Consider the following 18,421-nt stretch of genomic DNA (forward strand, 5'->3'; position numbering starts at 1 on the left):
TACCTGTTGTAGAAGGTCGGCCGGGTCACGCCGGCCGGGCGAATCACCGGAATCCGGCGATGCCGGAGGAGGTAGCCGTTAGTGAGACTTGCGGTGGTTTCATGGGTGAAGGGAGATCGTCGGTGACTACCGAGCAGCGCTCGACCCTGGACGCCATCCTGCGGCAGGGTGCATTTCCGGCCGACATCGGGCTGGAGGAACAGCGGGCCCAACTCAAGGCACTGCTGTCGGCACAACCGCTGCCTGCCGACCTGACCGTGACAGCCGGCGAAATCGGCGGGGTGCCGACGGCCGAAGTCACCGTCGACGGGATCGAGCCTCGGCACACGGTCCTGTACTTCCACGGCGGCGTGTACGTGATGGGCGACGCCGCGCTCTCCGCGGACCTCGCCTCGCAGATCGGCCGCCGGACCGAGGCATCGGCGATCTCCGTCGACTACCGCCTCGCCCCCGAACACCCCTACCCGGCGGCAGTCGACGACGCGTTGGCGGCGTACCGAGGTCTCCTGGAGCGCGGGATCGCGCCGGCCGACATCGTGCTCGCCGGCGAATCCGCGGGCGGCGGTCTGGTGATCGCAACCATGGTCAACGCTCGCGACCACGGGATCCCGTTGCCGGCCGCGGCGTACGTGATGTCGCCATACGTCGACCTGACGCTGGCCGGTGCGACCATGAAGACCAAGCGCGACGCCGACCCGCTGATGAGCCCGGACGCGCTCCAGGCCCGGATCCCCGACTACACCGCCGGGCAGGATCCCGCGCTCGGCCTGATCAGCCCGATCTTCGCGGACCTCTCCGGCCTGCCGCCGCTGGTCATCCAGGCCGGATCCCACGAGGTCCTCCTCGACGACGCCGTCCGCCTTGCCCGCGAAGCCGCGGCCGCCGACGTCGAGGTCACGCTCGACATCACCCCCGGCGTACCCCACGTTTTCCAGGCCTACCACGCCATCCTCGACGAAGGCGCCACGGCACTGGACCGGGCCGGCCGCCTGCTTTCGGCGTACCTCATCTACCCCGGCAGGAGTGCCACATGAGCGACTGGAACGACCAGACCATCACCGAGTTCCGCGCAAACGAGGGCCGCGTCGGCGGGCCATTCGAAGGCGCCCCGATGCTCCTGCTGCACCACCGCGGCCGCAAGAGCGGACGCGAGTACGTCACCCCGACGATGTACCTCGCGAACGAGGACGACCCGGACAGCATCTACATCTTCGCGACCAAGGGCGGGGCGGCGACCAACCCGGAGTGGTACGTCAACCTCGTTGCCGCCGGCAACGCCACGATCGAGCGCGGCACCGAGACGTACGACGTCACCGTCCGCGAGATCACCGGCCCCGACCACGACCGCATCTACGCCGTCCAGGCCCAGCGCTACCCAGGCTTCGCCGAGTACGAGCGCCAGACCGCCGGCATCCGCACCATCCCCGTCCTCGAACTCAAGCGCCGGTAACCTGCCCCTCGGCGACCTGCGGCCGTCATCGATCGAGGTACCGCCTCGCCGGATACGGCAGGAGGGTGCCGTACCCGGCAGGGGCGCCGCTCCCAGCGTCCCCAGGCAGTGGATCCGTCATCAACGGATGCGGCCGCCGGCATCGCGGAGCGGGGATGGGAGGACGTCCGTGCTGAGCAGGCGTGCGACACCTTGATCGACTGACGCCGGTACGGCGATCAGAACACATGGACCCAGCCCCCAACACAATCCATCACGGCGGGGACCGCCGGGTCCAGGGCAGCCAACCAGCGCCGCAACCTGCGGCGCGCTCAGTTCGAATGTACGCCGATGAACCCCGATCCGGAACCGCACAACGCCCGCGACGTCATTTTGTGCGCTTGTCCACCCATCCGGGGGCGCGTCGGCTCCGAAGTGCCTCCACGGGATCGGTACTGTCGGCAGATCGAGACGGGTACCGTCTTGTAACGACCAGTCGCTGCCCCGGACCCGGCGGCGCTCATGGAGCGCTGACGAATTGGGGTCTTCAATGTCTGGAACACTCAGGTCGCGGCTTCGCCGAACCCGGGGCTCGGCGCCGAGCAACGCATCCACCATCGAGTCACACACTCTGTTGCAAGCGGCTGCCCGCGGGGACAGCCGGGCGATCACCGCGATCTGTGACGGTCACGGCCCGGCTTTGCTCCATGTGGCCCGCGCGGCGGCAGCAGATCCGGTTCGTGCGGAGGCGGTGGTCGTCGAGGTAGTGGCCCGGGCTTGCGCAGATCCCACCCGTACCGTCGCGGTCCCGACAGGGAGCCTGCGCCGCGAGCTCGCCCGGCAGACGTATCTGTACTGCAGCCGGGACCGGCCGGAGACGGACCGACCCCAGCCGGGGTCGGCTCTGGAACGCATGGCCCGGCTGAACGAGACAGCTCGGCAGCAACGCGCCGCGATCGCCCTGGTGCAGTGCGGCGATCACAGCGTCGACGATGTCGCTGAGCTGCTCGGCTTGTCGTTCCCCGCGGTGGCTGCGCTGCTGACGTCCGGCCTGAGAGATCTCGAGGCTGCCGACCCGCGTCCGGCCGACGACAGCCTTGAACGCCGAGGACGGGTGTGAATCTATGGCGTCGCTGCGCGTACGGCAGATCCTGCTGGAGCTTCTCGCCGTCGACCACCCGGATCCACCCGGGCCGAACGGCAGCACCGTGTGGGACAGGCTGTGCGAGTCGGCGACCAAAGCAGTCCCGGTCACCGGCGCCGGCGTCGCCTTGATGACTTCGACCGGTCACGGCGGCATCCTTGCCGCCAGTGACGACGCGGCCAACGTGGTCGAGAACCTGCAGCAGACCCTTGGCGAAGGCCCCTGCCTGAACGCGTTCCACGATCGGCGCCCGGTCCTGCAACCCGATCTGACCCAGGCAGCGGCGCGATGGCCAGGATTCACCCCCGCCGCGGCCCGGGCCGGTATCTCCGCGATCTTCGCGTTCCCGCTTCAGATCGGCGCGATCCGACTCGGCGTCCTCGACCTGTACCGCGACACACCCGGCCCGCTGGACAGCCTGCAACTCGCCGAAGCCCTCGATTACGCCGCCGCGGCGACAACCATCCTGCTGGATCTGCAGCACGCGACGTCACCCGGCGAACTCCATCCGCAGCTGGCCGAAGCGGCCGACGGACACCGCGAGATCCACCAGGCCACCGGCATGATCACCGTCCAGGCATCGGTCTCGATGAATGACGCGCTGTTGCTGCTACGGGCCCGCGCGTACGCCGAGGAACGCCGACTGGTCGAGCTCGCACAAGACGTGGTCGACCGGCAGGTGACCTTCTATCCCGACGGCGACCATCATGAATAAGACCAGGACCGACACATCGCACCAACCAACCGGTCCGGAAAGGGAGCACCTCATGAGCAGGGAGCAGCGACTCACAGAGGTGTTCGTGGAACTCGCGGACACTCTCGTCGACGATTTCGACGTCCTCGACCTCCTCCAGACTCTGTGCGAGCGCAGCGTCGAACTCCTGCAGGCCGATGCGGCCGGCCTGATCCTGGCCGACCAGCGCAGCGTCCTGCACGTGATGGCCTCGACAACGGACGAGGCCAGACTGGTGGAACTGTTCGTCCTGCAGAACGACGAAGGTCCCTGCCTGGACTGCTTCTCCACCGGAAAGCGGATCGTCAACATCGACCTTGCCGAGGTCGCCGAGCGCTGGCCGCGATTCCACGCCGCGACCATGGCGGCCGGTTATCGCTCGACGCACGCCATTCCGCTCCGGCTGCGTGGCCAGATCCTCGGCGTACTCAATCTGTTCTGTATCGAGCGCGCCACCCTCAGCGACTCCGATGTCGACCTCGGCCAGGCGCTGTCCGACATCGCCACCGTCGGACTGCTGCACGAACGGACCCTTCGGCAGGCCGAAGTCCTGTCCGAGCAACTTCAGTCCGCCCTGAACAGCCGCGTCCTGCTCGAACAAGCCAAAGGCGTCCTGTCCGAGCGAGCCCAGATCGACGTCGACGAGGCCTTCAGACTGTTGCGCACCTACGCCCGCCGAAACCACCAGCAACTCGGTACCGTCGCCACAGCCGTCATCGACGGAATCCTGCCGGTGCACCTGCTCAGATCCACCGCCGACCGTTGAGGAACGGTCGGCGGTCGATCAGTTCATCGGCGCACGGACACCGTCGGTCGGGTACGTGTCGGCGGAACGGGTCTGGTGCAGTTCAGCGCGCGATTCGGCCAGGTAGGCCAGGCGGCGCAGTGTCTCGGAGTTGCGCCAGTGGAGGACGGGGTCGATCGCCGCGCCCGGCAACACGTTCGCCGGGCCCTCGACGGCCTGCTCGCGCATCACCAGCAGGCAGCCGTCGGGGCGGGCGGTGGCAACGAACTCCACCCGGCCGGCGCCGGCCGGCCAGGCCCGCACCTTGATCACCAACCGGTGGTCCGGCTCGAACTCCTCGACCGTGGTCACGTCGTTCAGCAGGAACGGCCAGACACCGACCGAGTGGTGAAGACTCGTCCCGACCGCCGGGAACCCGTCATCGACCGACCGGACGCGCGCCGCGCCGACCACCCACCCCGCGTACGACGATCCATCGCCGAGGACCGCGAACACATCCGCGACCGAAGCCCGCACAACCCACACGTTCTCGCTCATGTTCAATCTGTACCCACGGGCATCCTCCGGCGCCGAAGAGGGTACCGAGCGAGCGTGGACGAGCAACGCTTGATCGAAACAGCACTCCGGCTCTCGAAATCGCTGACTCCGGGTGATCTTGACCATACCCTGAGTCGGATCACCGCAGCAGCGGTCGAAGTGCTGCCCGATGTCGACTACGCAAGCATCACCGTGCGGCACGCCGACGGCAGGCTGGAGACTGCGGCGCCGACCGACGACATGCTGTTGGGTCTGGATGCGGCGCAGTACGAGTTGCAGGAAGGTCCCTGCTACGCAGCCGCTACCAACGCTGTGCACGTCGCCTCACCCGACATGGCAACAGACACACGATTCGTCCGCTATGCGGCGGTGGCGGTGGCGGCCGGCGTCCGGGCACAGGCCGGCATCCAGCTGTTCGATGCGCCCAAGTCGCAGGGCGCACTCAACCTCTATTCCCGAAACGTCGGCTCCTTCGCCGACTTCGGCGCCCTGGGCCAGCTGTTCGCGCACCAGTCCGCCGCGGTGATCGACTACGCGCGGGAGATCCAGAGCCTCCAGGAAGCCGTTCGGACCCGGACCACGATCGGCCAGGCCGTCGGCATCGTGATGGAGCGCTACAAACTCACCGATCAGCGCGCCTTCGCGTTCCTCACCCGGCTCTCCCAGGACGGCAACGTCAAACTGCGGAAGATCGCCGAGGATCTCAACGCGACCTTTGCCAAGGGCAACTGAGCGCCGGCCTGTGGACGCCGCGTCAGGACCTCGAGAAGGCGCTGGACCCGGGAGCGATGCGGTTGTCGTCGGGGCCGGTCCGAACGGGCTGGTGGCAGCGAATCTGCTGGTCGACGCCGGCTGGGACGTCGTACTGCTGGAGGCAAACGACGCGATCGGCGGCGCGGTCCGCAGTTCGAGGGACCTCGATCCCTCGTTCGTGCACGACACCTTCAGCTCGTTCTACCCGCTGGCGGCGGTTTCGCCCACCATCCGGAACCTGAATCTCGGCGCCTACGGTCTGGAGTGGTCCAACGCGCCATCTCCGGTCGGCAATCCGTTGCGTTCCGGCGGTTGGGCACTCGTCCACCCCGATCCCGCCGACACCGCCGCCGCGCTCGATGCGCGGGCCGCAGGAGACGGGCAGGCTTGGCTGGATCTGTACGCCGACTGGGAGCGTGTCGGCCCGGCAGTCACCGACGCCTTGCTCGCGCCGTTCCCGCCCGTCCGTGCAGGTATCGACCTGCTCCGACATCTGCTGGGACCGCGCGGACTGAGACGGCTACAGCTTCTGCTCGGCCCGGTTCGCTCCGTAGGTGATCGACGATTCGCGGGCGAGGCCGCGAAGTTGCTGATGGCAACCAATTCGCAGCACGCGGACATCGCTCCCACCGCGATGGGCTCGGGGCTGATGGGCTGGCTGCTGGTGATGATCGCCCAGCAGCACGGCTATCCCGTACCCCGCGGCGGCGCCGGACGGCTGTCACAGGCACTGGCCGACCGCTTCACGGACCGCGGCGGCACGATCGTGTGCAACGCCGAGGTCGACCGGATCGTCATCAAGGATCGGCGAGCGGTCGGAGTACGGACCGTCGACGGCACGCAGTACGACGCCGGCCGGGCTGTACTCGCGGACGTGTCGGCACCCGCTCTCTACTGTCACCTGATTCCCCGGCAGGACCTGCCGTACCACGTGCTGCAGCGGCTGCGGTTCTTCAAGTGGGACCCCGCCACCGTCAAGGTCGACTGGGCCCTCAGCTCACCGATCCCCTGGCGGGATACGCCGGCCCTGGCTCCTGGCACCGCACACCTCGCCGACTCGGTCGACGATCTGCGCCGATGGTCCGATCAGCTGGCCGCCGGATTGATCCCGGACCGGCCGTTCCTGTTGATGGGACAGATGACCACCGCCGACCCGAGCCGTTCCCCGGCCGGAACGGAGGCCGCCTGGGCCTACACCCACGTCCCGCAGCGCATCCGGGCTGACGCCGGCGGCGAGCTCACCGGGCGATGGGATGCTGCCGACGCCGAGGCAATGGCCGACCGGATCCAGGCGCGCGTCGAGGCCTATGCCCCAGGCTTCACCGACACGATCACCGCACGCCGGATCCTCACCCCGCTGGAGCTCGAACGACGCGACGCCAACCTCGTCGGCGGCGCCGTCAACGGCGGGACGTCCGGCCTGCGACAGGAACTCGTACTCCGCCCGATGCCCGGCCTCGGCCGCGCCGAGACCGCCATCAAGTCGCTGTATCTCGCCTCGGCCTCAGCTCATCCCGGCGGCGGCGTACACGGCGCCTGCGGCTCCAACGCGGCCCGCGCCGCCCTCTCCCACTCCCGCTAACCGCGCAGGCGATTCCAAGCGACGGCAACGATCCCGGCCGCCACCGCCGTACCGGCAACTGGCCGGAGCCAATGGCGGCCCCAACGACCGTGCTCGGCGTCGCCTGCCGGCGAGGGCTTCATCACGTTGCCGGGATGCGGGCCGACCTCGTCGCGAGACAGACCACCCGCCTTCATCAGCGGAGTCACCAGGACGTCGAACACCGCAGGTAGGCGGCGGAACCCGAACACCGTCAGGTGATTGGCCGGTCCAACAGATGCCGAGCGCGACGGCCGGTCGGCCAGCCGCACGATGCGCTGTGCGACCTTCTCCGGCCGATCGATCGGCGGCGGTGGCCGGCCGACATGACCCGCGTAGTTCGCGGCCTGCGAGTAGGCCGGAGTGTCGACCGAGCCTGGCCAGACCAGCGCGACCTCGACGCCGGGCTGGGATCGGGCCTCGATCTGCCAGCAGCGCGTGAGGCCGTGGATCGCCCACTTGCTGGTGACGTACGAACTGAGGTACGGCGTCGCGATCCTCCCGAGCAAGGAGCCGACGACGATCAGCGTGCCGCCGTGGTGGCGACGGAACCCACGCAATGCCGAGCGCCCGACGTTCGCAGTGCCCTGGACGTTGACGGTGAGCACCTGGTCGAAGATGTCGCCGGGAACGTCCTCGAATCGTCCGTACGCGAGGACTGCAGCCGCGTGTACGACGACGTCGACGCGCCCGAAGCGGCGCTCGGCTGCCGCTAGCAACTCGTCGACCTGCTTGGCGTCCGCCACATCCGTCGGAACTGCCAAGACCCTGCCACCGTCGGCAGTACAGAGCCGTTCGGCGACGGCGAGGCTGTCCGCCGAGCGCGCCGCCAGCACCAGGTGGTCCCCCTGACGAGCGAACGCGCGGGCCGTTGCCAGCCCGATGCCGCTCGAGGCTCCGGTCACCACGACGACGCGGGTCACGGCGTCAGCAGCACCTTTACGACCCCGTCCTGCTTCTTCTGGAACATCTCGTACGCCGCCGGGCCTTCGGACAGCGGCATCCGGTGGGTGGCGAAGTTGTCGACGCCGAGCGGATCCTCGTCGATCAGCAGCGGCAGGATGTCGTCCACCCAGCGACGCACATTGCCCTGCCCCATCCGCAGCTGGATCTGCTTGTCGAACATCGTCAGCATCGGCAGCGGATCGGCGGCTCCGCCGTACACGCCGCTCAACGAGATCGTGCCACCGCGCCGAACCATCTCAATCGCCAGGTAGAACGCCGCCAGCCGGTCCACGCCGACCGTCTCCATCATCTTCTCCGCTACACCGCTGGGCAGCAGCCCGACAAGCGTATGGGCGACCTGCGCCTTCGGAGACCCGTGTGCCTCCATCCCGACGGCATCGATCACCGAGTCCGGGCCACGCCCGTTCGTCAGCTCCCGCACCTGATCGGCGGCTTCATCGGAGTACCCGACGACCTCGACCCCGCGCGCCTGGGCCCGGCTGATCCGCTCGGGAACCAGATCGATGCCGATCACCCGGTAACCGCGGTGCAGACCGATCCTCGCGGCCATGTCACCGATCGGGCCCAGTCCGATCACGGCCAACGTCCCGCCGTCCGGCACCGCGGCGTACTCGACTGCCTGCCAGGCCGTCGGCAGCACGTCCGACAAGAGCACGAAGCGATCATCGGCCGGTCCTGCCGGTACGACGATCGGGCCGTACTGCGCCTGCGGAACCCGCAGGTACTCCGCCTGGCCACCCGGAACCTGCCCGTACAGCCGCGTGTAGCCGAACAATGCCGCACCCATGCCCTCTTTGCGCACTTGAGTGGTCTCACACTGGGACTGGAGGCCGCGGTTGCACATGAAGCAATTGCCGCACGCGATCCCGAACGGAACGACCACCCGGTCCCCCGCCTTCAGGTTGGTCACCTCTGCACCGGTCTCGACCACGATGCCCATCGGTTCGTGCCCCAGCACGTCGCCGGCCTGCAGATACGGGCCCATCACCTCGTACAGGTGCAGGTCCGACCCGCAGATCCCGGAGGAGGTGATCTCGACGATCGCGTCGGTCGGCTCCTGAATCACCGGGTCCGGCACATCGGAGTACTCGATCTTGCGTTTGCCCTGCCAAGTCAATGCTTTCATGTCGACCGGTACCCGCTCCGACTCCGACCAACCAGGCTATGGGGTTCAGCTGGGGCACAGGGTCGGTACGGGTGCCTGATCGCGCGCGCTCAGGCAGTCGAGGTTCCGGTGTTCAGACCAGTAGCACCGGAACCGCACCCGTCGTACGGATCACGCCTAGCGGCTGGAGTTCTCCGGCCGGGTCTTTGCTTCGGCCATCTGCTGGGTGACTGTCTCGGTGAGTTCGATCCAGGATTTCTTGAACTTGTCGACGCCTTCGTGCTCGACGGTCTTCAGGACGTCCTCGAAGTCGATGCCGGCCGCGGTGATCTGCTCGAGTGTGCTCCTGGCCGTGCCGGCTCGGCCGGTCACGCGGTCGCCCTCGACCACGCCGTGGTCGGCGAAAGCCTCCATGGTCGCCCGCGGCATGGTGTTCACCGTGCCGGCCACGACCAGCTCGGTGACGTACATCGTGTCGGGATACTCCTTCGACTTCACCCCGGTGGATGCCCACAGCGGACGCTGCTTGTGTGCGCCTGCCTGCGCCAGCCGCTTCCAGCGCTCAGTCGCGATCACTTCTTCGTACGCCGCATAGCCCAGCCGGGCATTGGCCAAGGCTGCGTGTCCCTTCAGCTCGAGAGCAGCGCTGGTCCCGACAGCCTCGAGCCGGGCGTCGACCTCGGTGTCGATTCGGCTGACGAAGAACGACGCAACGGACTGGATCTGCCCGAGGTCGAGGCCGTTGGAGCCGGCTTGTTCGAGGCCGGTGAGGTAGGCGTCCATGACCTCGCGATAGCGCTGCTCGCCGAAGATCAAAGTGACGTTGACGCTGATGCCCTGGGCAATGGCGGCGGTGATCGCAGGCAGCCCCTCCTTGGTGGCGGGGATCTTTACCAGCACGTTCGGCCGGTCGACGGCCGCCCACAGTGCTTCAGCAGACTCGATGGTGCCGGCCGTGTCGTTGGCCAGCGTAGGTTCGACCTCGATCGAGACCCGACCGTCTGCTGAGTTGCCCGTCGCCAGCGGTGCGAGCAGGTCACACGCATCGCGCACGTCCGCGGTGGTGAGTGCGAAGACCACCTTCTCGACCGACTCACCCGTCGAGACGAGCTCGCGGAGCTGCTTGTTGTAGCGCTCACCGTCGGCGATGGCCTTCGCGAAGATGGTCGGATTTGTCGTGACGCCGACCACCGAATCCTCCTCCATGAGCTTCGCCAGTTCGCCGGACTCCAGGAGTTCTCGGGACAGGTCATCCAGCCAAATCGAAACCCCGGCATCGGCCAAGGCCTTCAAACGGTCATTCATCGTTACTCCAATCGGATCGACAACGTCATACCCCGCGGATGAAATGTGGGGGCCTACCGCAGTCGGGTGATGGCCCGGAACACACGTCCGATACCCCGGGCCGAGGTGCGCTCGCCAGCCAGTCGGCAGCGTCGGACAGGCCTCTCGTCGCCACGTTCATGGCAGGCGCCGATGACTGACCAGACCACGGCCTACGAGGTCGGACAATTCGCCCAGCACGGTACGCCGGCGTAGTACTGCGGTGGAGCCGGCTGCGGCGTGCCCCATTCCGTCGAGAGTCTCGCGCAGGACCGTGATCGAATCGATCGCCGGCGACCAGCCGAGCTCCTGCCTCGCTCGAGTGCTGTCCAGGGCAGGCGCGGCGCACCCCAGATCCAGCCAGCCCGGAGCCACCGGCTGGAGCCGTGCCTGCCAGGTGGCCCGCATCAATGCCCGGACCAGCCAGATCGGGGTGTCCAGCCAACGGGCGCCGAGAGCGTCGGCGATCATCGCCGCGCTGATCGGCATCGCCGCCGCCAGGTTGAATGCTCCGACCGCGCGCTGCTGCAGGACACGAACGATCGCATCCGCAACGTCGTCTGCATGCACCATCGCAATCGACAACCCAGCCGGCATCGGCAGCACCGGTACTGCGTTGACAGCCTTGGCAGGCAGCAGCGCCGGCAGGGCGTACCGCAGCAGTGCGCTCCCCGCGGAACGCTGGCCGATGATCCCAGGCCGCAACCGGGCAACCGCCGTACCATCGACAGTCTGCTCGAAGGAATCCAGCAGTCTCTCGGCCGCGACCTTGTGCCTGCTGTACGACGAGCTCGGCACCCCGTTCACCGGCCAGCGCTCGTCCACCGGGGACATGTCGCGTTTGGGTGAATAGGCGCCTACGGACGACATGTGAACGATCTGGCCGACGTCCATCGCGGCGCAGGCGTCCAGGACCCGTTGCGTCCCACCGACCCCGACGGCCTCCAGGTACTCGACCTGATGCGAGGGCTGGAATCCCCACGCCAGATGCACCACCGCATCGGCACCACTGACCGCCAGACGGAGAAGGTGTCCGCTGTCGGGGACCGACAGATCGATCGACACCCACCTCGGTCCATCCATCACGGCGTAGTCGGGAGTTCGGCGTGCCACCGCGACGATGTCGTGTTCGCCGGCCGCTTGCAGGCGCCGGATCAAGGCGCTGCCCACGCTTCCGCTGGCGCCGGTGATGGCGATCTGCATGATGCTCCCAGAGCTTCGTCGTGACGATGAGATCCTCCGGCTACTTGGAGGACTTCTTCTTGGCTGCAGCCTGCGCCTTGCCTTTGACGGTCCCCTTCAGGTCCTGAACGGCGGAGTACGTTCCGAACAGCGCAGGGTCGGGAGCAGGCGCGGTTCCCGGGCCGCCCAGCGGTTCGGGATCGGCCAGGTAGTCCAGGGGGTCGTCCCCCTGGGTCCAGCCGCCCTTCTTGCCATCCGTGCCGTCCGGCAGACGCCAGATCGTGTGGTTGTCCTCCTGGTCTTCCTCGTCGAACAGCGCGTCAGGCACGATCGGCCCTTCCAGCCCGTCGGCCTCGAGCTCTTCGATCGCCTTCAGCCATTGCTTCTGATGGACCGTGTCGCGGGCGAGGTTGAACTGCAGCATCGCCTTCACACCGGGTCATCGGTCATGTTGTACAGCCGCGCGGTCTGCAGGCGTCCGTGCGCCTCGGCGGCCGCGTTCGCCCGGAAGTCGGCGAGCAAGTTGCCGCTAGCAACGATATATCGGCCGTTCCAGGGCACACCCTGACTGTCCGCCGGCAACGCACTCACCTCCCGGCCGCAGTCTGCTGATTGGGCTGCTGCCGGGTCCGGGGCAACGATCGAGATGACAGCTGTCCGGCCCCCTCAGGGACAGATGCTCTCGCGATTCGGTACCCGAGCCGGACACCCGCAAACGGACCCTGCACAAGTTTCAGGGACGCCTCGATTGCCCCAGGACGACCGCCCGCTCGGCGATTGCCACCTGTCAGTTGCCGTCAGACAGGCTTGGATCTCGCGCGACCGGCGCGGGATGGCAGTTGGCGGGTTTTGATGAATGTGGACGCGACCTCATGCAGCCTGACATTGCTGTCCTGGGAATAGCGTCGCAGCACCGCGAACGACTGCGCGGCATCCAGTCCGAGCCGCTCCATCAACATTCCCTGCGCCTGCCCGATGACAGTGCGCGCGTCGATGGCCAGCGCGAGCATCGCCGCTTCGCGTGCTGCGGCGATCGCAACGGACGCGTGGCAGGCCAGGAGATTCGCCGCCTCTTTGTCCGCGTCGGCGAACCGGCCGGGCAGTACCGAACACAAGTTCAGCAAACCGAGATCGGCCTGGCCGGTCCGCAGCCGGATGCCGAGCAGGCTGCGCACGCCGAGCCGGGCCGCCGACGGCCCCCATCGCGGCCACCGCTGATCGTCGAGCGTATCGCTGACCACCACGCTGCAGCGCTCGGCGTTCAGCCAAGCGCTCGGACCCTCGCCGCAGTCGGCCTCCAACTGAAAGGCAGCCGCGCTGCGCGGATCGATCGGCACAGCCGGGGTCAGCCGGCCGCCACGCTTGCGAAGCATCACCCCGGCGAGATCACACGGTATGACCCGCGGAGCCAGCTGGACGACGAGCGCGACGGTCTCTTCGAGGCCGCCGGCATCCTGGAGATCCATGGCGAGCCGCGCGAACCCGGCGGCGTACGCCAATCCCCCGGCTCGGATCCGATCCGAGTCCACAGCCATGGCATCGAACGAGCCGTCGACGGGCGTCGTGGGCAGGGAGAGGTAACGCGCGGATGACGCGGTGCTGTGCATGGGCCCGACTCTCTGAGAACACTCCGTGATGACTGTCTGGAGTGCCACCGGGTCTAGGGCAGCAGTAACAACCCGCGCTCGGATGAACTTGTGCATCCGACACGGCAAATCTATACCTGGCGTCCTGTCATCCCAACAGCTGATGACAGATCTTCTGCCGTGAGCCACAGGCCGCTGATCCGCTTGACCGCACCGTCCAGGCTCCGCACCGGATCAGGAGTATGCGGCCAGCCAGGACCCGCCGCGCACATCACGACTCCCCTACCCGCGATGGTGCGATAAAACTCCATCGATTCGCGACGCCGGATCAAAGCCCACAACACGACGATCGAGGGGGTGATGCGGGCGATTGCGGCGGTGGCTGCGCCGGCCGGCAGACCAGGACCGAGAAAGACCGTCGGGATGGCCAGACCGAGCAGGACTCCCCGCAACATCTTCAGCGGCAGGCAATGCCGCTCTCCTGGACAGCAGACCAAGAGGACTGGATGTTGCGCATCCGCGGCCGGTGGCCGGAGCAGGTCGGTATGGCGGTCGACGGCGTCCGAGACCGCCTGGGTCAGGACGAGCTCGATGTCGATGCAATCGCCGGCCGCCACGTATCGGGCCTCCAGCATTCGCAGTGCCGGACGGATCACCTGGTCCCAGGCCGATGACAGACCTCGTTGCGTCAAGCAGGTCTGGAGCTCCTCGGCCAACGACTGCAGGCGCGCTGTAGATGCCAGCTCCACGAGGGAGCGAGCCTCGAGCTCGGTCCACACCTCCGCGACGTCGTCATCGGCGCCGCCGGCGGTCGCGGACAACAGCGCGGCCTCACGGGCCGGTGTCCCCGCCGCGATGAGATTCCGCATCCGCTGCAGTCGCTCGACATCCGCGCGGGTGTAGCGGCGATGCTGCCCAGGCGAGCGCTGCGCAGGACCTACCTGGTAGCGGCGCTCCCAGCTACGTAAGGTCACCGCGGGAATCCCCAGCAGTGCCGCGACCCGCCCGACCGCGAACACCGTTCCGTGTCCCGTGGGCGCCACTTGGCCTCTGCGGTCCGTCACGACATCCACCATCCCGGGCCGAAACTCGCTCGACGAAGCGCCGGGCGAGTCGCCTGGGGTACGGGCGACACACGACCTTCCAGCACTATAAGGGGCGTTTGCGCCCAGCAGGACCGGGACACCGTCCGGGAATACACGCGCGATTCTCCGACGGGACCACGAACAGCGGGAGTACCGATGGCACACCATGAGGCATGGACGACGGTGGATGTCGCGCCGAACATCCTTTTCGACTATCTGTCCGATCTCGGCAACCTGCCCGAGTACCTGCCGCGACTGCGCGACGTACACCGGACCCACCCTGTTCCCGACGAAGCGCAGGGACTGGAAGCGCGGCGTCCCAAGCAGGCGGTGCACGAAGACGTCGAAGTGACGGCCGAGGTGCCGTCAGGACGCGAGGTGCACAGCGACGCCTGGATCGAGGTCGTCGAGGAGAATCGCAGCCTCCGCTGGGGATCACCCGACGAAAGCGACTACCACGGCGAGCTGGACGTCGACTTCGTTGCCGACGGCACCTCGAAACTGACCGTCCGCCTCGACACCGCCCACCCCGCGGACCAGAACACCGACGAAGAACTTCGACGCGTCCTCGACACCATCAAATCCTCGCTCGAAACGACATCTCGGGTAGGCGGGCCCGCAGCCCCTGAGTGACCTCGCAGGCGGACTATTTCGGGAGCGTGTCCGCCTTGACGGCGTTTCGGCTGCCGAGAGGGCGGGGCTCGCCTTTCGTGGTGTCCCGCGCCGTCTGTTGCTCGGCCTCGGCGTTGACCTCGGCTCCGAGCAGTACGGCGTACGCGGTCAGCCACAGCCACAACATCAGGACCACCACTGCCGCCAGGCTGCCGTACGTCTTGGCGTAATTGCCGAACGTCGCGACATAGACCGAGAAACCGATCGACGCAATCAGCCAGATGATGGTGGCGACGACGGCGCCGATGGAGACCCAGCGGATGCGTGGCGCATCGCGGTCCGGCCCGAGCCGGTAGGTGACGGCAAGCGCCACCGAGATCAGTACGACGGCGAGCACCAGCCGTACCACCACTAGCAGGATCCGGACCGGTGGTGCGACGTGGTCCCCGATCGCGGCGCCCGCCGTGAACAACGCGATCGCGAGCAGGACGAAGACGATCGCGCCCAGCGTCATACCCAATGCCAGCAGCTTGCGGCGGACGAACCCGCGCGTCTCTTCCTCGTCGTAGGCGAGGTTGACGGCGGTCAGCAGGTATCCGACGCCTCCTGATGCGCTCCACACAGCGGCGATCACGGCGATCGCGACGCCGATCCCCAGCCCCTGCCGCGGCGCCGACGTCAGAGCGTCGAGCTGCTGGAGCAGCAGCTCGCGCCCTGACGCCGGCATGGCGGCCGTCAGATCCTCGACCTGGTTGCGGATCCGGGCCGGATCCGCAACCAGTCCGTAGGCCAGCACACCGGCGACGACGGCAGGAAACAGCGAGAGGAAGCCGAAGAACGCGACCCCGGCCGCGAGCAACGGAACCTGGTCGGCCTTGGCCTCGGCCCAGGCCCGCCGGATCACCTGCCACCAACCGGATGCCGGGATCTGTGTCGGCTTCTCCGCATCCACTCCCGGAACGTCCGGTCGTCGTTCGCCGTTCATCAGCTCGAGGAACCGGCCTGCCGGACGTTGTCCGCCGAATCCTTCGCGCCTTCCGCCACCTGCTGAGCCGCCGAACGACCCTCGTCCGCCACATCCGTGGCCGCCTCGGACGCGGACTGCTTGACGTTCTCGACCGCCTCTTGCGCCGGCTCCTGGAGGTTGTCCTTCAGGTCCTGGGCCACCTGCGCGGCCTGCTCCCGCACCGGACCTGCGGCTTCCATCGCCTTGTCCTTGGTGTCCTGGGCGAGCTCGCGCTCCCGCGTCGACGCAGGCACCGCCGCGGCGACCACCCATCCCGCCGCGAAGGCGATCAAGCCGGCTGCCAGCGGCGTACCACGCGTCCGCGACCGAGCCATCTCCGGCGCTGAACCGACAGCGTCACCGACCTTGCTACCGGCGTCCTGCACGGTCGACACAGCCGAACCCGCCGTATCGCTCACGGATCCGCCCATCGACTCGGCCGAACCCATCACGTGCTCCTTCAACCGACGGACGCCGCCGCGGGCCCGGTCGACCCGCCGGCCGACCACGCGACCCGGGCTGACCTTCTCTGTCAAGGCGTCGACATCGCGGCCCACCTCGCGGCGGGTCTGCTCGATGTTGCGCTTCAGCTCTTCCGGGTCTTCAGCCATTTCGCGTCCTCCTTGAGTGATTCGACCGTCTGGTCGGGTTTCGGGCTTACTTCCTGCAGTTCCTTGCGTCCCGACATCGCGAGTACGACGGCCACGACGGCCCACACGACCGCGACGATCAACGCCGCCCAGATCAGATCCATGGCCTCGTCGAGAGCCCACATCACCGTCAAGGAAAGGAAAAGAGCGACCATCCAGCCGGCGAACGCCGCGCCGCCGAGCATCCCGGCGCCCTTGCCGGCCTTTTTCGCCTCCGTCTGGAGTTCCGCCTTGGCCAGCGCGAGCTCCTGGCGGGTCAGTTGGCCCAGATCGGTGGTCAGTTGGGAAACGAGCTGACCGACCGACTCGTCCATCGACAGCCGCTGCGGACTGCTACCGGGTGGTGATCCGTCCAATGTCATCTCACCACTCCGAACCCGGCGCGCGCGGAGGCGTGACCGGCGTAGCCATCGGCGCCGCGGGCGGCGGGACCAGGTAATCGTCTGCGCCTGCCTCAGCCAGACCGTTGCCGCTGGGCAGTCCGGTATTGGCCGGCGTCACAGAATTCTTCGGGGCGTCGGTGCCACCCGATGCCAGGGCACGGGTCAGGCGTCCGGCGACGACACCGGCAGCCGCCGCGATCAGCAGGAACGTGCCCGGCTTGCGGCGCGCGTACCCACGGACCTCGTCCAGCAGGTCGGCGGGTTCGTGCTGCTGCAGGAAATCCGCGGCCTGATCGGTGAAGTCGGCGCCCTGGCGTGCGAGTTGAGCACCCAGACCGGATTGCCCGTGCTCGGCCATACCGCGCAGCTCGTCGCTCACCGAACGGAGGCCGGTGGCGGCACGGTCCTTCTGCTGACTCGCCTGCCCGGCAAGTTCCTGTCGAGTCTGGCTCGCCAGCCGCCGGGTCTCGGAACGGACGTCCGATGTCACGTCCGACACCTTCTCCTTGACCGTCCCCGCGACCTCGCGAGCGGCGTCGGCCGACGTCTCCTTCAGCTGCCCGGCTTGGTCCCGGGCGGTCTCGGCCACACCATCTGCTGGTGGGCTCTCTGCATTCATCCGTTGATTCGTCGTATGCGACATGTGACGGCTCCTTCCAGGAGCAATTGACTGACGTCACGAGGCGCCGCGCCTCCTACGCCGTACGACAACGGCGGCACCAAAGGTGGGGATGGCCTGGTCAAGGCCGGCGGGCGCAGCATTTCTGCCTCGCAACAAGGACTTACCGAAATGGCACACTGCCGTACCACCAAGGAGATCAGCCGACCGGTACCCGCTGCCAAACACGCGAATCTCTTTCGTAGCAGTGCATGCGAGTCGGGTACTGGCAGTGCACCACACAGTGCGAGAGGACGATGAGATGCCCGGCGACGTTGTTGATCTGATCATGCAGGACCACCGCGAGGTGGAGCGGCTGTTCGACGAACTCCAGGAGAATCCGGAGAAGCGCCCGAACTTGCTGCCGGTGCTGACTACCCTGCTCACCGCCCACAGCCGGGCCGAGGAAGCCGAGGTCTATCCGGTCGCCGCGGCCGAAGCCGGCGAGAAGGAAGAGGTCTCGCACAGCCAGCAGGAGCACATCGAGGCCGACCAGCTGCTCGCGAAGCTCGCCGAGACCGATCCGACGTCGCCCGCGTTCGACAAGGCGCTGCAGAACCTGATCGACGCGGTGTCACATCACGTCGAAGAGGAAGAGACCAAGGTCCTGCCCGGAATGCGGTCCAACTTGTCGGACGAACGCCGTACCGAGCTCGGCGAAGCCTTCGCTGCCAGCCGCAAGCAACACCTCGGCGAACAACCCGGCGACATCACCCGCGAGCAACTCGCGCAGCAGGCGAGCAACGCCGACATCAAGGGGACGTCCGGCCTGCCCAAGGACAAACTCCAGCAGAAGGTCCAGAAGGAAGCAGACCTCTGACGATCGCGCGGCGGTACGTAGAACCGCCGCAGTAGAGCGCTTCGCGCCGGACGGCACACGGCCAGGCCGAGTGCAGCCAAGCTCGTAAGCCGGGTCTCGACCTG

General features: G+C 67.6%; 20 protein-coding genes and 1 pseudogene. 9 read left to right on the top strand and 12 right to left on the bottom strand.

The features are described from left to right. Positions 1 to 122: 122 nt before the first annotated feature. The 5 genes from FDA38_RS27415 to FDA38_RS27435 all read left to right on the top strand — a co-directional run bounded on the left by FDA38_RS27415 (position 123) and on the right by FDA38_RS27435 (position 4,072). Complete coding sequence (locus FDA38_RS27415) at positions 123 to 1,034, top strand: alpha/beta hydrolase (RefSeq protein WP_137257016.1); 912 nt, start codon at positions 123 to 125, stop codon at positions 1,032 to 1,034. After that, positions 1,031 to 1,450 carry a nitroreductase family deazaflavin-dependent oxidoreductase gene (locus FDA38_RS27420; protein WP_137257017.1) on the top strand — a complete coding sequence of 140 codons (420 nt, stop codon included), beginning with the start codon at positions 1,031 to 1,033 and terminating at the stop codon, positions 1,448 to 1,450. Before FDA38_RS27415 ends, FDA38_RS27420 begins: the two co-directional genes overlap by 4 nt. Positions 1,451 to 2,180: 730 nt before the next feature. Then, the gene (locus tag FDA38_RS27425; protein WP_233714962.1) at positions 2,181 to 2,549 is read left to right on the top strand and encodes a hypothetical protein; all 369 of its coding nucleotides are present in this window, start codon (positions 2,181 to 2,183) and stop codon (positions 2,547 to 2,549) included. Between the two features lie 4 nt (positions 2,550 to 2,553). Continuing rightward, positions 2,554 to 3,288: a GAF and ANTAR domain-containing protein gene (locus FDA38_RS27430; protein WP_137257019.1), complete on the top strand. Its 735-nt coding sequence runs from the start codon at positions 2,554 to 2,556 to the stop codon at positions 3,286 to 3,288. Positions 3,289 to 3,340: 52 nt separating this feature from the next. Beyond that, on the top strand, positions 3,341 to 4,072 hold the full coding sequence (locus FDA38_RS27435; protein WP_137257020.1) for a GAF and ANTAR domain-containing protein: 732 nt from the start codon (positions 3,341 to 3,343) through the stop codon (positions 4,070 to 4,072). An 18-nt stretch (positions 4,073 to 4,090) separates the two neighbouring features. On the opposite strand, the gene FDA38_RS27440 is transcribed toward FDA38_RS27435, so the two are convergent. Next, complete coding sequence (locus FDA38_RS27440; RefSeq protein WP_137257021.1) at positions 4,091 to 4,588, bottom strand: SRPBCC family protein; 498 nt, start codon at positions 4,586 to 4,588, stop codon at positions 4,091 to 4,093. A gap of 54 nt (positions 4,589 to 4,642) precedes the next feature. Between FDA38_RS27440 and FDA38_RS27445 the strand changes: the two genes are divergently transcribed. After that, entirely contained in the window at positions 4,643 to 5,320 is a 678-nt protein-coding gene (locus FDA38_RS27445; protein WP_137257022.1) for an ANTAR domain-containing protein, read from the top strand. A 10-nt stretch (positions 5,321 to 5,330) separates the two neighbouring features. Continuing rightward, on the top strand, positions 5,331 to 6,923 hold the full coding sequence (locus tag FDA38_RS27450) for a phytoene desaturase family protein (protein ID WP_137257023.1): 1,593 nt from the start codon (positions 5,331 to 5,333) through the stop codon (positions 6,921 to 6,923). On the opposite strand, the gene FDA38_RS27455 is transcribed toward FDA38_RS27450, so the two are convergent. From FDA38_RS27455 to FDA38_RS27485, 7 genes and pseudogenes are all read right to left on the bottom strand, one after another. After that, positions 6,920 to 7,864, bottom strand: coding sequence for an SDR family NAD(P)-dependent oxidoreductase (locus FDA38_RS27455; RefSeq protein WP_137257024.1), 945 nt, complete (start codon positions 7,862 to 7,864; stop codon positions 6,920 to 6,922). The genes FDA38_RS27450 and FDA38_RS27455 overlap by 4 nt on opposite strands. Then, the gene (locus tag FDA38_RS27460; RefSeq protein ID WP_137257025.1) at positions 7,861 to 9,033 is read right to left on the bottom strand and encodes an alcohol dehydrogenase catalytic domain-containing protein; all 1,173 of its coding nucleotides are present in this window, start codon (positions 9,031 to 9,033) and stop codon (positions 7,861 to 7,863) included. The genes FDA38_RS27455 and FDA38_RS27460 overlap by 4 nt, the downstream gene beginning before the upstream one ends. Positions 9,034 to 9,189: 156 nt before the next feature. After that, entirely contained in the window at positions 9,190 to 10,317 is a 1,128-nt protein-coding gene (gene tal, locus FDA38_RS27465) for a transaldolase (RefSeq protein ID WP_137257026.1), read from the bottom strand. 156 nt (positions 10,318 to 10,473) lie between these two features. Further along, on the bottom strand, positions 10,474 to 11,538 hold the full coding sequence (locus FDA38_RS27470) for an NAD-dependent epimerase/dehydratase family protein (protein WP_137257027.1): 1,065 nt from the start codon (positions 11,536 to 11,538) through the stop codon (positions 10,474 to 10,476). A 40-nt stretch (positions 11,539 to 11,578) separates the two neighbouring features. Further along, positions 11,579 to 12,108 (bottom strand): annotated as a pseudogene (locus tag FDA38_RS27475) (manganese catalase family protein). Between the two features lie 206 nt (positions 12,109 to 12,314). Continuing rightward, positions 12,315 to 13,124 carry a GAF and ANTAR domain-containing protein gene (locus tag FDA38_RS27480; RefSeq protein ID WP_170989892.1) on the bottom strand — a complete coding sequence of 270 codons (810 nt, stop codon included), beginning with the start codon at positions 13,122 to 13,124 and terminating at the stop codon, positions 12,315 to 12,317. A 110-nt stretch (positions 13,125 to 13,234) separates the two neighbouring features. Then, on the bottom strand, positions 13,235 to 14,356 hold the full coding sequence (locus FDA38_RS27485; protein ID WP_137257029.1) for a MerR family transcriptional regulator: 1,122 nt from the start codon (positions 14,354 to 14,356) through the stop codon (positions 13,235 to 13,237). On the opposite strand from FDA38_RS27485, the gene FDA38_RS27490 reads away from it, so the two are divergent. Further along, the gene (locus FDA38_RS27490) at positions 14,345 to 14,821 is read left to right on the top strand and encodes an SRPBCC family protein (RefSeq protein ID WP_137257030.1); all 477 of its coding nucleotides are present in this window, start codon (positions 14,345 to 14,347) and stop codon (positions 14,819 to 14,821) included. The two genes, FDA38_RS27485 and FDA38_RS27490, sit on opposite strands and share 12 nt — an antisense overlap. Positions 14,822 to 14,834: 13 nt before the next feature. Here the strand turns inward: FDA38_RS27490 and FDA38_RS27495 are convergent, their stop codons facing one another. From FDA38_RS27495 to FDA38_RS27510, 4 genes are read right to left on the bottom strand one after another with little or no spacing between them, the layout of a single operon-like run. Beyond that, positions 14,835 to 15,785 carry a YihY/virulence factor BrkB family protein gene (locus tag FDA38_RS27495; protein ID WP_137257031.1) on the bottom strand — a complete coding sequence of 317 codons (951 nt, stop codon included), beginning with the start codon at positions 15,783 to 15,785 and terminating at the stop codon, positions 14,835 to 14,837. Beyond that, positions 15,785 to 16,417: a DUF3618 domain-containing protein gene (locus FDA38_RS27500; RefSeq protein ID WP_137257032.1), complete on the bottom strand. Its 633-nt coding sequence runs from the start codon at positions 16,415 to 16,417 to the stop codon at positions 15,785 to 15,787. Before FDA38_RS27500 ends, FDA38_RS27495 begins: the two co-directional genes overlap by 1 nt. Then, positions 16,393 to 16,818: a phage holin family protein gene (locus FDA38_RS27505; protein ID WP_137257033.1), complete on the bottom strand. Its 426-nt coding sequence runs from the start codon at positions 16,816 to 16,818 to the stop codon at positions 16,393 to 16,395. Before FDA38_RS27505 ends, FDA38_RS27500 begins: the two co-directional genes overlap by 25 nt. Position 16,819: 1 nt before the next feature. Further along, positions 16,820 to 17,428: a hypothetical protein gene (locus FDA38_RS27510; RefSeq protein WP_137257034.1), complete on the bottom strand. Its 609-nt coding sequence runs from the start codon at positions 17,426 to 17,428 to the stop codon at positions 16,820 to 16,822. Positions 17,429 to 17,759: 331 nt separating this feature from the next. Between FDA38_RS27510 and FDA38_RS27515 the strand changes: the two genes are divergently transcribed. Then, the gene (locus tag FDA38_RS27515) at positions 17,760 to 18,317 is read left to right on the top strand and encodes a hemerythrin domain-containing protein (RefSeq protein ID WP_137257035.1); all 558 of its coding nucleotides are present in this window, start codon (positions 17,760 to 17,762) and stop codon (positions 18,315 to 18,317) included. Positions 18,318 to 18,421 lie beyond the last annotated feature (104 nt).

Origin of the sequence: Kribbella jiaozuonensis, from assembly GCF_005233875.1 — a bacterium.
In the GTDB taxonomy this organism is placed as follows: domain Bacteria; phylum Actinomycetota; class Actinomycetes; order Propionibacteriales; family Kribbellaceae; genus Kribbella; species Kribbella jiaozuonensis.